Below are 13,030 nucleotides of genomic sequence, written 5' to 3'. Positions count from 1 at the left end.
CAGCATCCCATACAGTGTAGCATACCGCTGGAGAGCGGTCTATAAATACTACTCTTTTATAATACGAGGAGGTGTTGAAACTTGAAAAGCAGCGCGAAAAAAATAGAGCTGGCCTCGGTAGATGATCTGTTTTCCACCGAAGAAGGCCGCCAGGATGCAAAGCTGGAAAAGATTCAGGAAATTCCGCTGTCTGAACTGCATCCCTTTAGGAACCATCCATTCAAAGTCAAGGATGACGAAGCCATGATGGAGACCGCTGACAGTATCAAGCAGTATGGCGTTCTGGTTCCGGCGATTGCCCGACCAGACCCTGAGGGCGGCTATGAGCTGGTAGCCGGACACAGGCGGCGCAGAGCCAGTGAGCTGGCAGAAAAAGAGACCATGCCTGTCATTATTCGGGATTTGGATGATGATGCCGCCACGATCATTATGGTTGACAGCAACTTGCAGCGAGAAAGCCTTCTTCCAAGCGAAAGGGCTTTTGCCTACAAAATGAAGCTGGAGGCTGTCAAACATCAGGGCGCACGAACCGATTTAACTTCTCGCCAAGTTGGCGAGAAGTCGCAGACCTCTATTCAAAAGGTTGCAGATCAAGCTGGCGAAAGCCAACGGCAGGTACAGCGTTATATCCGTCTGACAGAGCTGATTCCTGAATTGATGGATATGGTGGATGAAAAGAAGATTGCCCTGAACCCTGCCTATGAGCTGTCCTTTCTCAAAAAGGAGGAACAGGTAGACCTGCTGGACGCGATGGACAGCGAACAGGCTACCCCTTCCCTTTCCCAAGCCCAGCGGCTCAAGAAATATAGCCAGGAGGGGCATCTGACCCTCGATATGATGCGTGTCATCATGGGTGAGGAAAAGAAAAGTGATCTGGACCGGGTGACATTTACCTCTGACACTTTGCGGAAGTATTTCCCTAAAAGCTATACGCCCCAGCGGATGCAGGAAACTATCATCAAGCTGCTGGAGGCATGGCAGAAAAAGCGTCAGAGAGACCAGGAACGATGAAAGGAGCCGCCTATGAGGGATATTTCAGCCCGTGAGCTGAAAGGACACAACATTCTCGCCGTAGAGAGGTTTTGGGATAACACCCGCTGGATGATCGAGTTTTCCGTCCTGCGTCCCAGCACTGCTTACGGAAGCCCCGGAGATGAAATGCGGCTGTTTTTGACTGAGGACGGTTATCAGGCCGCCCTGCAAAGCCAGCAGCGCCGGGAGATCAAAATCAAAAGGTACGCCCGTGTAATTGAGGGTCATGTCTTGGATGTAAAGAAAAAACGGAGAAAATAAGATGTTTAGAGAAAAAGAAATTTGCAATGCCATCAGGACGGCGTATCTTTATCTTTTCCCCGACAAAAAGGAGCGGAAAAGGGCGCTCTCCAGATTGAACATGGAACTTGTGGCGCAGTCTGTCCGCTATCGTGGGGAAAGTGTCCTTGCTTACCAGACCGCAGGAAACCATGAGTGTTCCTTGAACTACTATGGGCCAGAGTTGTTTCCACAGCGGGGATTTTGCATTTACCAAAAAACTATCCAGAGTCATTCTACGCAGGTGGATGCTTCTTGCATCCGGGAACTATGGCTCTTGGAGGACGGGCGGTTTGTGGATGTCTCCTGCGTGAATACGAAATACTGTTCGGCGTATGAAAGGTTTTCTACCTGTTACCGTACTATCCATCATATCGTCAGGGAGCGGGACTGGCAGGACTATCCAGCGGAGGAGGTTGCCGACGCCTTTGAGGACATCAGCCGCTATCCCTTTGATGGGAGACCAGGAGTTTTCTATGAAGTTTGAGCCGCGTCTTTACTGACAGCGGCTTTTGTTATTTTCTGACCACAGGAAGGAGTGAAGTGAATGGCAGTTTACCGCGTACAACGGACACGCGATTACACCGTTATGTCAAATTATCATCTGAAGGATAAGGGGCTGACCTTAAAGTCTAAGGGTCTGCTCTCCATGATCCTGTCGCTCCCAGAGGAGTGGAATTACACTACAAGAGGGCTTGCTTCCATCTGTAAGGAGGGTGTGGACGCCATTGGCTCTGCGCTCAAAGAGTTGGAAACAGCTGGCTATATTGTCCGCAGGCAGCTTCGCGGTGCGAATGGCCGTATTACTGATACCGAGTACATCATTTATGAGCAGCCACAGCCAAAGAAGCTGGATATGCTGCCGTCAGATGTGGTTTCACCAGATACGGAAAACCCGGATACGGTAAAACCGGATACGGAAAAGCCCGCAGAATTAAATATAGAGAAATCAAATACAGAAAAATCAATTACTTATGGATCAAGTACCGATTCCATTCCCTTCCGGGAAACAGCGGCGGCAAGACCGCCGGAACGGAAAGGAAGAGATGCGATGTCTGTCACAGAGATAGAAAATTATCGGGAATTGATTTTGGAGAATATCGAGTATGACTGTCTGAAGCAGCGTTATCCTCTCTACCTGGATGACCTGAATGAGATCGTAGAGCTGTTGGTAGAAACGGTCTGTGCCAGACGAAAGACCACCCGGATCTCTGGGGCAGACTTTCCTCACGAGATCGTGCGTTCCCGTTTTTTGAAACTGGACAGCTCCCACATCGAGTTTGTCATGGACTGTCTGCAAAAGAACACCACCCAGGTACGCAACATGAAGCAGTACCTGCTTGCGGTGCTGTTCAATGCGCCTACCACCATGAATAATCACTTCACTTCATTGGTCAACCACGATATGCACGCAGGCGGCTGGTAAAGGCCGCCTTTTATCATGCCAAAGGAGGCACGACATGAACCAGATGGAAATTTTCAAAAACCCGGAGTTTGGCAGTATCCGGGTCATCGAAGAAAACGGCAAATACCTGTTCTGCGGAACGGATGTGGCCGCTGCGCTGGGGTACAGCAATTCCCGCGATGCAATTATCCGCCATTGTAGGTATGTCGTGAAACGCGACGCACCTCACCCACAAAGCCCCGACCGCAAAATCAGTATGACTTTTATCCCCGAAGGAGATTTGTACCGCCTGATTGTTCACAGCAAATTGCCATCGGCAGAACAGTTTGAACAGTGGGTATTCGATGAGGTTCTGCCTACCATTCGCAAGCACGGGGCCTATCTCACAAGAGAGAAGCTTTGGGAGGTAGCTACTTCCCCGGAGGCTCTGATGAAGCTCTGCTCAGACTTGTTGGCTGAGCGTGAAGCAAATATTTCTCTGCGTAAGGAAAATGCACAGCTGGAGGGCAAAGCCGCTTTCTATGACCTGTTCATCGACTTAAAGCACAGCACCAATCTCAGGACAACCGCCAAAGAGTTGGATGTCCCGGAGCGCCGGTTTGTTCGGTTTCTGATAGAACGACGGTTTGTGTACCGCACAGCATCCGGCAATGTGCTGCCCTATGCCAATGTGAAAAATACGGGGCTGTTCTGTGTGAAAGACTACTGCAATCACGGGCATACCGGCTCCTACACGCTGGTTACGCCAAAGGGAAAGCTCTACTTTGCTCAGCTGCGGGAGATGATCTTGCTGGTCTCATAAGAACGGAAAGGAAGTGGGTTTTATGCAGGAAGGCAAAACAATCGGGCAGCTGATGGAGGAAATGCGCCAGAAAGCCGGGGCGCAGAACTATCACGGTCATGACTACATGGATCTCCAGCGATTTGCGGAGAACACCCGGCACATGATTATTTTTGATGTACTGACGCATGACTCCCCGGTTGGCTGGAAAGGAGAACGCACCCGCCTGTTTTTGTCAGATATAGGCTATGAAAAAGCTCTGGACAGTCAGGCAAATGGGCAGATCAAGATTCTCAGCCATGCAAAGGTCAGAAATGGAGATTTGTTTTATGACCACAAAGAACAGATACGATAGGAGGAATCCGATATGAATGAGGAAAAGAAAGTACCCTTTAAGTGGGAATATGGGGAAGAAACCATATCGCTGCAACTTGGAATGTATGCGAATAATCAGCGGCTTTATATCGGCATGATTACCCATACAGAAGATGGAGCAGAGGCGTTTGCAGATATGACGGTGAACCTACCAGGATATTCCCTGGACCCCGGAGAGGCGTTTATTTCCGGTGACATCAGCAAGGACCTGCTGCGATTCATCAAAGAGAACAAGTTGGGGAAGGTGCTTCCCTATCAGGTGCAGTCCGGTTATGGAAAATATTCTGCCGTTGCCTTTGATCTGGAGAAGCTGAAGGCATTTGACCCCAAAGGTGTGGCAGAGTTTCGGGAAGAGTGGAATCTGCCGGATAAGAAGCCGGTAAAGAAAAAGAACCGCGGGATGGAGCGATGAAGAAATATTTTCTCCGGCGGCTGGTGGTCCCGCCTTAGAAAGAAGTGCACCACCCCTGCACATTTTGTGGAAAGGAGGCGATGAAAATGCAGGAAGAAGTGGAAAACAGGACTTTAACACTGGTTGTCAGTGGAACAAAGTTCACCGGCAGGCTGCTCAAAGCCGCCATCAGCAAGTACATGGCCCACTGCAAGGAAAAGAAGCTGCAAAAGCAGAGAAGCCGTGACGCTCCTGTGACACCCCACGGCAAACAGACCGTCAAGCAGATCATTGGTCAGAATCAGGGGATCTCCAATATTGAGATCACAGACCCATCTATCAAGGAGTTTGAGAAGATCGCCCGGAAATATGGTGTGGACTATGCGGTGAAGAAAGACCGCAGTAGCTCCCCACCCAAGTACCTGATCTTTTTCAAAGGCCGTGACGCCGATGCGCTGACCGCTGCATTTACCGAGTACACCAGCAAAAAGGTCAAGAAGGCCGAGAAAACGGAACGCCCGTCTGTGCTGGCAAAACTCAGTCAGTTCAAAGAGATGGTCAAAAATGCCGTGGTGGACCGCACCAAGCGAAAGGAGCTGGAACGATGAAAAAGCAGTTTGACATCAAAAAGCTCGTTTTGCTGAACCTGCCCTATCTCCTGATGGGGCTGTTTGCTACCAACTTCGGGGAGGCATGGCGACTGGCTCAGGGGGCAAATGCTTCGGAGAAATTCCTTTCCCTGTTTGCTGTCCTGCCTGGGGCGTTGCAAAGTTTCTGGCCCAGCCTGCACCCGTTGGATCTGCTGGTGGGGCTGTGCTGCGGTGCTGGCCTGCGCCTGGCGGTGTATCTCAAAAGTAAAAACGCCAAGAAGTACCGTCACGGCATGGAGTATGGTTCGGCCCGCTGGGGAACCCGTGAGGATATTGCACCTTACGTTGATCCTGTATTTCAGAACAATGTGATTCTGACGAAAACGGAGAGCCTGACCATGAACAGCCGCCCCAAGGACCCCAAGACTGCCAGAAACAAAAATGTACTGGTGATTGGCGGCTCCGGTTCCGGTAAGACCCGATTCTGGCTGAAACCCAATCTGATGCAGATGCACAGCTCCTATGTTGTGACGGACCCGAAGGGAACCATTTTGGTGGAGTGCGGAAAAATGCTCCAAAGGGGCGCACCCAAGCTGGGGAAGGACGGAAAGCCCATGAAGGATAAGCACGGCAAGGTCATTTATGAGCCGTACCGAATCAAGGTCCTAAATACCATCAACTTCAAGAAGTCCATGCACTATAATCCTTTCGCCTATATCCATAGCGAAAAGGACATCTTGAAGCTGGTAACAACGCTGATTGCCAATACCAAAGGCGAAGGCAAGGCCGGAGACGATTTCTGGGTCAAGGCGGAAACATTGCTGTATTGCGCGTTGATTGGATATATCCACTATGAAGCTCCGGTGGAGGAGCAGAACTTCTCCACCCTCATTGAGTTCATCAATGCGATGGAAGTCCGTGAGGATGACGAGGAGTTCAAAAACCCCGTAGACCTGATGTTTGATGCACTGGAATCGGAAAAGCCAAACCACTTCGCAGTGCGGCAGTATAAGAAATATAAGCTGGCAGCCGGCAAAACCGCTAAGTCGATTTTGATTTCCTGCGGTGCGCGTCTTGCCGTATTTGATATTGCGGAGCTGCGCGAGGTTACATCCTACGATGAGTTGGAACTGGATACGCTGGGAGACAGAAAAACGGCTCTGTTCCTCATTATGAGTGATACGGATGACAGTTTTAACTTTCTCATTTCCATGTGCTACACCCAGTTATTCAACCTGCTTTGTGAAAAGGCCGACGATGTGTATGGCGGCAGGCTTCCGGTTCATGTGCGCTGTCTGATTGATGAGTGTGCCAACATCGGGCAGATTCCGAAGCTGGAAAAGCTGGTGGCCACCATCCGAAGCCGTGAAATCTCTGCCTGTCTGGTGTTGCAGGCACAGAGCCAGCTCAAGGCAATTTACAAAGATAATGCCGATACCATCATCGGCAATATGGATACTTCCATCTTCCTGGGTGGCAAAGAGCCAACAACGCTGAAAGAGCTGGCGGCTGTTCTGGGAAAGGAGACCATAGACACTTACAACACCGGAGAGAGCCGGGGACGGGAGACCTCCCACTCGCTTAACTATCAGAAATTGGGAAAAGAGCTGATGAGCCAGGACGAGCTGGCAGTTATGGATGGCGGCAAGTGCATCTTGCAGTTGCGCGGTGTGCGTCCGTTTCTTTCAGACAAGTATGACATTACCAGACACCCTAATTTCAAATACACAGCTGATGCAGACAAGCGAAATACCTTTGATATTGAAGCATTTTTGTCTGCCAGACTAAAACTCAAGCCTGATGAGGTCTGCGATGTATATGAAGTAGACACGGAGGGCGTGTAATACGGTTCCGCTGAGAAAGGAGTGATCGTATCTATTTGCCGCAACTGCCTCTGTTGAGGCCATTGGCGTACAAAGCGGACAATCGCAAGAAAAATAATGAAAAAGGAGGACAGCCGGAATCATGCCCCCGGAAACCGGGTGGCAGATTGTTCCGGCTTTTGTATGCCTATGAAACATGACAAACCTATTTTTTAATCAGATTCCGGCTAACAAACTATATGGCATTTTTTGAACAGGCAATTACCGTTCTTCAGACTCTCGTTATCGCTCTGGGCGCTGGTCTTGGTATCTGGGGTGTCATCAACCTGTTGGAAGGTTACGGCAACGACAACCCTGGCGCCAAATCTCAGGGCATGAAGCAGCTTATGGCCGGTGCTGGTGTAGCCGTTGTTGGCATGGTCCTTGTACCTCTGCTCTCCGGGCTGTTCTCTGTCTAAGCGTTTCTGCATGAAATCCTTGCCGCTCCCGCAGCTTTGCGGGGGCGGCGGAAAGGAGGTTGACACCGTATGGATTTCTTACTTGAAGCCCTGACAAATTGGCTGAAAGAAATGCTGGTGGGCGGTATTATGAGCAACCTTTCGGGGATGTTTGACAGTGTAAATCAGCAGGTCGCGGATATATCCGTACAGGTAGGACAGACCCCACAGGGATGGAATGGCAGTATTTTCAATATGATTGAGAATCTGTCAAACTCCATCATGGTGCCGATTGCAGGTGTGATCCTGGCTATCGTGATGACCGTAGACCTGATCCAGATGATTGCAGACAAGAACAACCTGCATGATGTGGATACCTGGATGATTTTCAAGTGGGTGTTCAAATCAGCTGCCGCCATTCTCATTGTCACAAACACATGGAATATCGTGATGGGCGTCTTTGATATGGCGCAGAGCGTGGTGGCGCAGGCGGCAGGGATTATCAATTCGGATGCGTCCATTGACATTTCCTCAGTTATGACCGATCTGGAACCGAGGCTGATGGAAATGGATTTGGGACCGCTGTTCGGACTGTGGTTCCAATCCCTCTTTATTGGCATTACCATGTGGGCGTTGTATATCTGTATCTTTATCGTTATTTATGGCCGTATGATCGAGATCTACCTTGTAACTTCGGTGGCTCCCGTTCCAATGGCTGCAATGATGGGCAAAGAATGGGGCGGTATGGGACAGAATTACCTCCGATCCCTGCTGGCACTGGGCTTTCAGGCATTTCTCATTATCGTCTGCGTGGCAATTTATGCTGTGCTGGTGCAGAACATCGCTCTGGAAGATGACATCATCATGGCAATCTGGAGCTGCGTGGGCTACACCGTACTGCTATGTTTTACGCTGTTCAAAACCGGCAGTCTCGCCAAATCAGTCTTTCAGGCGCACTAAAACGGAAGGAGGTTTCCACATTGGCTTATGTACCCGTACCCAAGGACTTAACAAAAGTCAAAACAAAGGTCATGTTCAATCTGACCAAGCGGCAGCTTATCTGCTTCACGGGCGGAGCGCTTATTGGCGTACCGCTTTTCTTTTTGCTCAGAAAACCTACCGGAAACAGTGTAGCGGCTATGTGTATGATGCTGGTTATGCTGCCCTTCTTTATGCTGGCTATGTACGAAAAGCATGGACAGCCCCTGGAAAAGATCGTGGGCAACATTCTCAAAGTAGCTGTGATCCGTCCAAAACAGCGACCTTACCAGACCAACAACTTTTATGCCGTATTAAAGCGGCAGGAAATGCTCGATAAGGAGGTGTATGACATTGTTCACCGCAATAAAAAAATGGCTGCATCGGATGTTCGGAAAAACCGAGGAAAAAACTGTGCAGCCGGTAAAGACAAAGAAAAAACTGTCCCGCGCCGATAAGAAGCAGATCGAAGCGGCCATTGCCCGCGCTAACCGCACGGACAAAAAAGGAAAATCTGCGCAGGACAGTATCCCTTATGAACGGATATGGCCGGACGGAATCTGCCGCGTATCGGACAGCCACTACACAAAGACCATCCAGTTTCAGGACATCAACTATCAGCTCTCCCAAAACGAAGATAAGACGGCAATCTTTGAGGGGTGGTGTGATTTCCTCAATTATTTTGACAGTTCGATTCATTTTCAGCTGTCTTTTTTGAACCTTGCGGCATCGGAGGAGACCTTTGCTAACTCCATTTCCATCCCGCCCCAGAGGGACGCCTTTGACAGTATCCGCGAGGAATACACCACAATGCTGCAAAATCAGCTGGCCAGAGGTAACAACGGTCTCATCAAGACCAAATACCTGACCTTTGGTATCGACGCGGACAGCATCAAAGCCGCCAAGCCCCGTCTGGAGCGTATTGAGACCGATATACTTAATAACTTCAAGCGTCTTGGTGTAGCTGCCAGAACGCTGGACGGTAAAGAAAGGCTTTTTCAGCTTCATGCGGTATTCCACATGGATGAACAACTCCCGTTTCAGTTTGAATGGGACTGGCTGGCTCCTTCCGGTCTGTCCACAAAGGATTTTATTGCACCAAGCTCCTTTGAGTTCCGCACCGGCAAGCAGTTCCGTATGGGCAAGAAATACGGGACTGTTTCTTTTTTGCAGATTCTCGCACCGGAGCTGAATGACCGTCTGTTGGCTGATTTTCTGGATATGGAAAGCTCGCTCATTGTGAGTATGCACATTCAGTCGGTGGATCAGGTGAAAGCCATCAAAACGGTAAAGCGGAAGATTACCGACCTGGACCGCAGCAAGATCGAGGAACAGAAAAAAGCAGTCCGTGCCGGATACGACATGGACATCATTCCATCTGACCTTGCTACCTACGGCAGTGAAGCGAAAAAACTCTTGCAGGATTTGCAGAGCCGCAACGAGAGAATGTTCCTTTTGACCTTTCTGGTGCTGAACACAGCGGACAATCCCCGTCAGCTTGGCAACAACATCTTTCAGGCAGGCTCTATTGCTCAGAAGTATAACTGTCAGCTGACCAGGCTGGACTTCCAGCAGGAAGAAGGGCTGATGAGCTGTCTGCCTCTGGGTCTCAATCAGATTGAGATCCAGCGAGGACTGACCACCAGTTCCACAGCTATCTTTGTGCCCTTTACTACGCAGGAACTGTTCCAGAACGGGAAAGAAGCTCTGTACTACGGCATCAATGCTCTGTCCAACAACCTCATCATGGTGGACAGAAAGCTGCTGAAAAACCCCAACGGCCTGATTCTGGGTACGCCGGGTTCCGGTAAGTCCTTCAGCGCAAAACGAGAAATTGCCAACTGCTTTTTGCTTACCAGTGATGATGTCATTATCTGTGACCCGGAAGCGGAGTACGCACCTCTTGTTGAGCGTCTGCATGGGCAGGTCATCAAGATCTCACCTACTTCAACCAACTATATCAATCCGATGGATCTGAATCTGGACTATTCGGATGATGAAAGCCCGCTGTCACTCAAGTCTGACTTTATCCTCAGCTTGTGTGAGCTGATCGTGGGCGGTAAGGAGGGCTTGCAGCCGGTGCAGAAAACCATTATTGACCGTTGTGTACGGTTGGTTTACAACAAATATCTCAATGACCCAAAGCCGGAGAATATGCCGATTTTGGAGGACCTTTATAACTTGCTGCGGGAGCAGGAAGAAAAAGAAGCTCAGTACATTGCAACGGCATTGGAAATCTATGTAACGGGTTCGTTGAATGTGTTCAATCATCAGAGCAATGTGGACATTGATAACCGGATTGTCTGCTATGACATCAAGGAACTGGGCAAGCAGCTTAAAAAAATCGGAATGCTGGTAGTTCAGGATCAGGTGTGGAACCGTGTCACCATCAACCGTGCCGCTCACAAGTCTACCCGCTACTACATCGACGAGATGCACCTGCTTTTGAAGGAGGAGCAGACCGCCGCCTATACGGTGGAAATCTGGAAGCGATTCAGAAAATGGGGCGGTATTCCGACAGGTATCACCCAGAATGTCAAAGACCTTTTGAGCAGCCGTGAGGTGGAGAACATCTTTGAAAACTCGGACTTCGTGTATATGCTCAACCAGGCAGGCGGAGACCGTCAGATCCTCGCCAAGCAGCTGGGTATTTCCACACACCAATTATCTTATGTGACCCACTCCGGTGAGGGCGAGGGCCTGCTGTTCTATGGCTCTACAATCCTGCCTTTCGTGGATCACTTCCCGAAGAATACCGAGCTTTACCGCATTATGACCACCAAACCCCAGGAACTGAAAAAGAAGGAGGATGAATGATGATGAACCCCAACATTTTGAATAAAAATCCGCTGATGTTTTTTGACAGGGCGGTAAATGCCCAGCGCAGCCAGCTGCTTACAGTCATGGCCGATGCGGTAAGTGAGTGCCGCACGGCGGCAGATCAGGCAGCCGAACTGAATGAGACCGGTCAGGTGGGGCTGCTCCGTCTGGCAGAGGTCTGGAGCGCCATCCGTGCCAAGGAAGGTATGGGTGGTCTGGTTCTGGAAGGAACCGAAGCGAAGATCCTGTCCGATGTGGTGGCACAGTTTTATGCCTACCTGTCCGGCTGTATGTTCAACGATCCGGTGGGAATGGCCATTTATGCAGAGCTGCACTACATGATGTCCTCCCTCATGCTGGGGGAATGGTTTGAATAAGGAACCGCGTCTGCGCTTTACTGATGAGGAACGGTCTGACCCTGCACTGGAAAAGCCGATCCGTAAAGCGGAGAAAGCTGCGGCCAGAGCAGATAAGGCGCAGGCCAATATCCCAAAGAAAAAGGTCAGGCAGACGGTCATTGACCCGGATACCGGAAAAAAGACCTCGAAGCTGACCTTTGAGGACAAGAAAAAGCCACCCTCCAAAGTTTCTCAAGGAGTCAGGGAAGCTCCCGTCCATCTGGTTGCGGGCAAGCTCCACAAAGAGATCCGGGAAACAGAGCAGGACAATGTGGGCGTGGAAAGCGCCCACAAGTCCGAGGAGGCGGTGGAGACCGGCGCTTATCTGGTGCGGGAGGGCTATCGCAGCCACAAGCTGAAGCCGTACCGCAAAGCAGCACAGGCAGAGCGCCAACTGGAAAAGGCAAATGTAAATGTTCTGTACCAGAAATCTTTGCAGGAAAATCCCCAGTTTGCCAGCAATCCGTTTTCCCGCTGGCAGCAAAAGCAGGCCATTAAAAAGCAGTATGCCGCCGCCAAACACGCCGGTCAGACTGCCGGAAATACCGCCCAGGCTGCATCCAAAACCGGAAAAGCCGCAAGGACGGTAAAAGAAAAGGCACAGCAGGCAGGGGCGTTCGTCATGCGCCACAAGAAGGGTTTCCTGATGGCAGGGGTTTTGTTCCTCATTACCTGTATGCTGATGAATACCATGTCCTCCTGCTCCATGATGGCGCAGAGCATCGGTTCCGTTCTCTCCGGCACTACTTATCCGTCGGATGACCCGGAAATGCTGGCAGTGGAGGCAGATTATGCAGCCAGAGAAGTCCAGTTGCAGGAGGAAATCGACAACATTGAAAGCAGCCACCCAGGGTATGACGAGTATCGCTATGACCTTGGTATGATCGGCCATGACCCTCATGAGCTGGCAGCATTTCTGTCTGCCGTCTTGCAAGGTTACACCCAGCAGAGTGCTCAGGCAGAGCTGGCGCGTGTGTTTGCAGCACAGTATCAGCTGACGCTTACTGAGGAAGTGGAGATCCGCTACCGCACGGAGACCTCCACCGACCCGGAGACCGGCGAGACCACCTCAGAAGAAGTCCCCTATGAGTATTACATTTTGAATGTGAAACTCACCAGCAAGCCCATTTCCGCTGTGGCGTCGGAGTTACTGACCCCGGAGCAGATGGAAATGTATCAGGTTTACCGGCAGACCATGGGCAATAAGCCGCTGTTGTTTGGCGGTGGTTCCCCTGACATGAGCAATTCCGAGGACTTGACCGGTGTACAGTTTGTAAATGGAACCCGTCCCGGAAATCCGCAGTTGGTGGAGCTGGCCAAGCGTCAGGTCGGCAATGTGGGCGGCTATCCTTATTGGAGCTGGTATGGCTTTGACAGCCGCGTGGAGTGGTGCGCCTGCTTTGTATCCTGGTGTTATAACCAGGCTGGAAAAAGTGAGCCGCGCTTTGCAGGCTGTGAGTGGCAGGGCGTTCCGTGGTTCCAGTCTCATGGACAATGGGGTGCAAGAGGCTATAACAATCTGGCTCCCGGAGATGCAATTTTCTTTGATTGGGATTTAGATGGGACAGCAGACCATGTGGGTATCGTGATCGGTACGGATGGCAGCCGTGTTTATACGGTGGAGGGAAATTCCGGCGATGCCTGCAAGATCAAAAGTTATGACCTGAATTATCAAAGTATTAAGGGCTACGGCCTGATGAACTGGTAACAGACTTTGTGGA

15 protein-coding genes are annotated in these 13,030 nt (G+C 50.5%); all 15 read left to right on the top strand.

What is annotated here, in order from left to right; genetic code table 11:
- Positions 1 to 81: 81 nt before the first annotated feature.
- The 15 genes from GKG36_RS13930 (at position 82) to GKG36_RS13860 (ending at position 13,017) form a co-directional block, all read left to right on the top strand.
- Entirely contained in the window at positions 82 to 1,011 is a 930-nt protein-coding gene (locus tag GKG36_RS13930) for a ParB/RepB/Spo0J family partition protein (protein WP_002576246.1), read from the top strand.
- A gap of 12 nt (positions 1,012 to 1,023) precedes the next feature.
- Positions 1,024 to 1,293 carry a DUF5720 family protein gene (locus tag GKG36_RS13925; RefSeq protein ID WP_002576245.1) on the top strand — a complete coding sequence of 90 codons (270 nt, stop codon included), beginning with the start codon at positions 1,024 to 1,026 and terminating at the stop codon, positions 1,291 to 1,293.
- A 1-nt stretch (position 1,294) separates the two neighbouring features.
- Positions 1,295 to 1,798, top strand: a complete 504-nt coding sequence (locus GKG36_RS13920) for a hypothetical protein (RefSeq protein ID WP_015535793.1) — start codon at positions 1,295 to 1,297, stop codon at positions 1,796 to 1,798.
- A gap of 60 nt (positions 1,799 to 1,858) precedes the next feature.
- Positions 1,859 to 2,737, top strand: coding sequence for a DUF6017 domain-containing protein (locus GKG36_RS13915; RefSeq protein ID WP_154244517.1), 879 nt, complete (start codon positions 1,859 to 1,861; stop codon positions 2,735 to 2,737).
- Positions 2,738 to 2,771: 34 nt separating this feature from the next.
- Positions 2,772 to 3,518, top strand: coding sequence for a phage antirepressor KilAC domain-containing protein (locus tag GKG36_RS13910; protein WP_009004944.1), 747 nt, complete (start codon positions 2,772 to 2,774; stop codon positions 3,516 to 3,518).
- A 22-nt stretch (positions 3,519 to 3,540) separates the two neighbouring features.
- The gene (locus GKG36_RS13905; protein ID WP_025487374.1) at positions 3,541 to 3,852 is read left to right on the top strand and encodes a DUF5720 family protein; all 312 of its coding nucleotides are present in this window, start codon (positions 3,541 to 3,543) and stop codon (positions 3,850 to 3,852) included.
- A 12-nt stretch (positions 3,853 to 3,864) separates the two neighbouring features.
- Positions 3,865 to 4,284: a DUF4313 domain-containing protein gene (locus GKG36_RS13900; protein WP_002576240.1), complete on the top strand. Its 420-nt coding sequence runs from the start codon at positions 3,865 to 3,867 to the stop codon at positions 4,282 to 4,284.
- 86 nt (positions 4,285 to 4,370) lie between these two features.
- Positions 4,371 to 4,871, top strand: a complete 501-nt coding sequence (locus GKG36_RS13895; protein WP_055169325.1) for a PcfB family protein — start codon at positions 4,371 to 4,373, stop codon at positions 4,869 to 4,871.
- The gene (locus tag GKG36_RS13890) at positions 4,868 to 6,697 is read left to right on the top strand and encodes a VirD4-like conjugal transfer protein, CD1115 family (protein WP_154252502.1); all 1,830 of its coding nucleotides are present in this window, start codon (positions 4,868 to 4,870) and stop codon (positions 6,695 to 6,697) included. The genes GKG36_RS13895 and GKG36_RS13890 overlap by 4 nt, the downstream gene beginning before the upstream one ends.
- A 218-nt stretch (positions 6,698 to 6,915) precedes the next feature.
- Complete coding sequence (locus GKG36_RS13885) at positions 6,916 to 7,134, top strand: Maff2 family mobile element protein (protein ID WP_003525154.1); 219 nt, start codon at positions 6,916 to 6,918, stop codon at positions 7,132 to 7,134.
- A gap of 69 nt (positions 7,135 to 7,203) precedes the next feature.
- Complete coding sequence (locus tag GKG36_RS13880; RefSeq protein ID WP_002576236.1) at positions 7,204 to 8,073, top strand: VirB6/TrbL-like conjugal transfer protein, CD1112 family; 870 nt, start codon at positions 7,204 to 7,206, stop codon at positions 8,071 to 8,073.
- Between the two features lie 20 nt (positions 8,074 to 8,093).
- Entirely contained in the window at positions 8,094 to 8,549 is a 456-nt protein-coding gene (locus tag GKG36_RS13875; RefSeq protein WP_005335865.1) for a PrgI family protein, read from the top strand.
- Entirely contained in the window at positions 8,506 to 10,908 is a 2,403-nt protein-coding gene (locus tag GKG36_RS13870; RefSeq protein WP_161233786.1) for a VirB4-like conjugal transfer ATPase, CD1110 family, read from the top strand. Before GKG36_RS13875 ends, GKG36_RS13870 begins: the two co-directional genes overlap by 44 nt.
- Complete coding sequence (locus tag GKG36_RS13865) at positions 10,905 to 11,288, top strand: DUF3851 domain-containing protein (protein ID WP_032554564.1); 384 nt, start codon at positions 10,905 to 10,907, stop codon at positions 11,286 to 11,288. Before GKG36_RS13870 ends, GKG36_RS13865 begins: the two co-directional genes overlap by 4 nt.
- Positions 11,281 to 13,017 (top strand): CHAP domain-containing protein, encoded by a 1,737-nt coding sequence (locus GKG36_RS13860; RefSeq protein WP_154244520.1) that lies wholly within the window; start codon positions 11,281 to 11,283, stop codon positions 13,015 to 13,017. The genes GKG36_RS13865 and GKG36_RS13860 overlap by 8 nt, the downstream gene beginning before the upstream one ends.
- Positions 13,018 to 13,030: the final 13 nt, after the last annotated feature.

Origin of the sequence: Faecalibacterium sp. BIOML-A1 (assembly GCF_009679715.1) — a bacterium.
Lineage (GTDB): Bacteria > Bacillota > Clostridia > Oscillospirales > Ruminococcaceae > Faecalibacterium > Faecalibacterium taiwanense.
Note: the sequence above shows the minus strand (reverse complement) of the source record. Positions and strands in the feature narration are given on the sequence as shown.

Bases quoted from the DNA above. Each gene is read 5' to 3' on its own strand.
- GKG36_RS13865 (WP_032554564.1), top strand. From the start codon at position 10,905: ATGATGATGAACCCCAACATTTTGAATAAAAATCCGCTGATGTTTTTT.
- GKG36_RS13880 (WP_002576236.1), top strand. From the start codon at position 7,204: ATGGATTTCTTACTTGAAGCCCTGACAAATTGGCTGAAAGAAATGCTG.
- GKG36_RS13890 (WP_154252502.1), top strand. From the start codon at position 4,868: ATGAAAAAGCAGTTTGACATCAAAAAGCTCGTTTTGCTGAACCTGCCC.
- GKG36_RS13900 (WP_002576240.1), top strand. From the start codon at position 3,865: ATGAATGAGGAAAAGAAAGTACCCTTTAAGTGGGAATATGGGGAAGAA.
- GKG36_RS13895 (WP_055169325.1), top strand. From the start codon at position 4,371: ATGCAGGAAGAAGTGGAAAACAGGACTTTAACACTGGTTGTCAGTGGA.
- GKG36_RS13915 (WP_154244517.1), top strand. From the start codon at position 1,859: ATGGCAGTTTACCGCGTACAACGGACACGCGATTACACCGTTATGTCA.
- GKG36_RS13910 (WP_009004944.1), top strand. From the start codon at position 2,772: ATGAACCAGATGGAAATTTTCAAAAACCCGGAGTTTGGCAGTATCCGG.
- GKG36_RS13920 (WP_015535793.1), top strand. From the start codon at position 1,295: ATGTTTAGAGAAAAAGAAATTTGCAATGCCATCAGGACGGCGTATCTT.
- GKG36_RS13885 (WP_003525154.1), top strand. From the start codon at position 6,916: ATGGCATTTTTTGAACAGGCAATTACCGTTCTTCAGACTCTCGTTATC.
- GKG36_RS13905 (WP_025487374.1), top strand. From the start codon at position 3,541: ATGCAGGAAGGCAAAACAATCGGGCAGCTGATGGAGGAAATGCGCCAG.
- GKG36_RS13925 (WP_002576245.1), top strand. From the start codon at position 1,024: ATGAGGGATATTTCAGCCCGTGAGCTGAAAGGACACAACATTCTCGCC.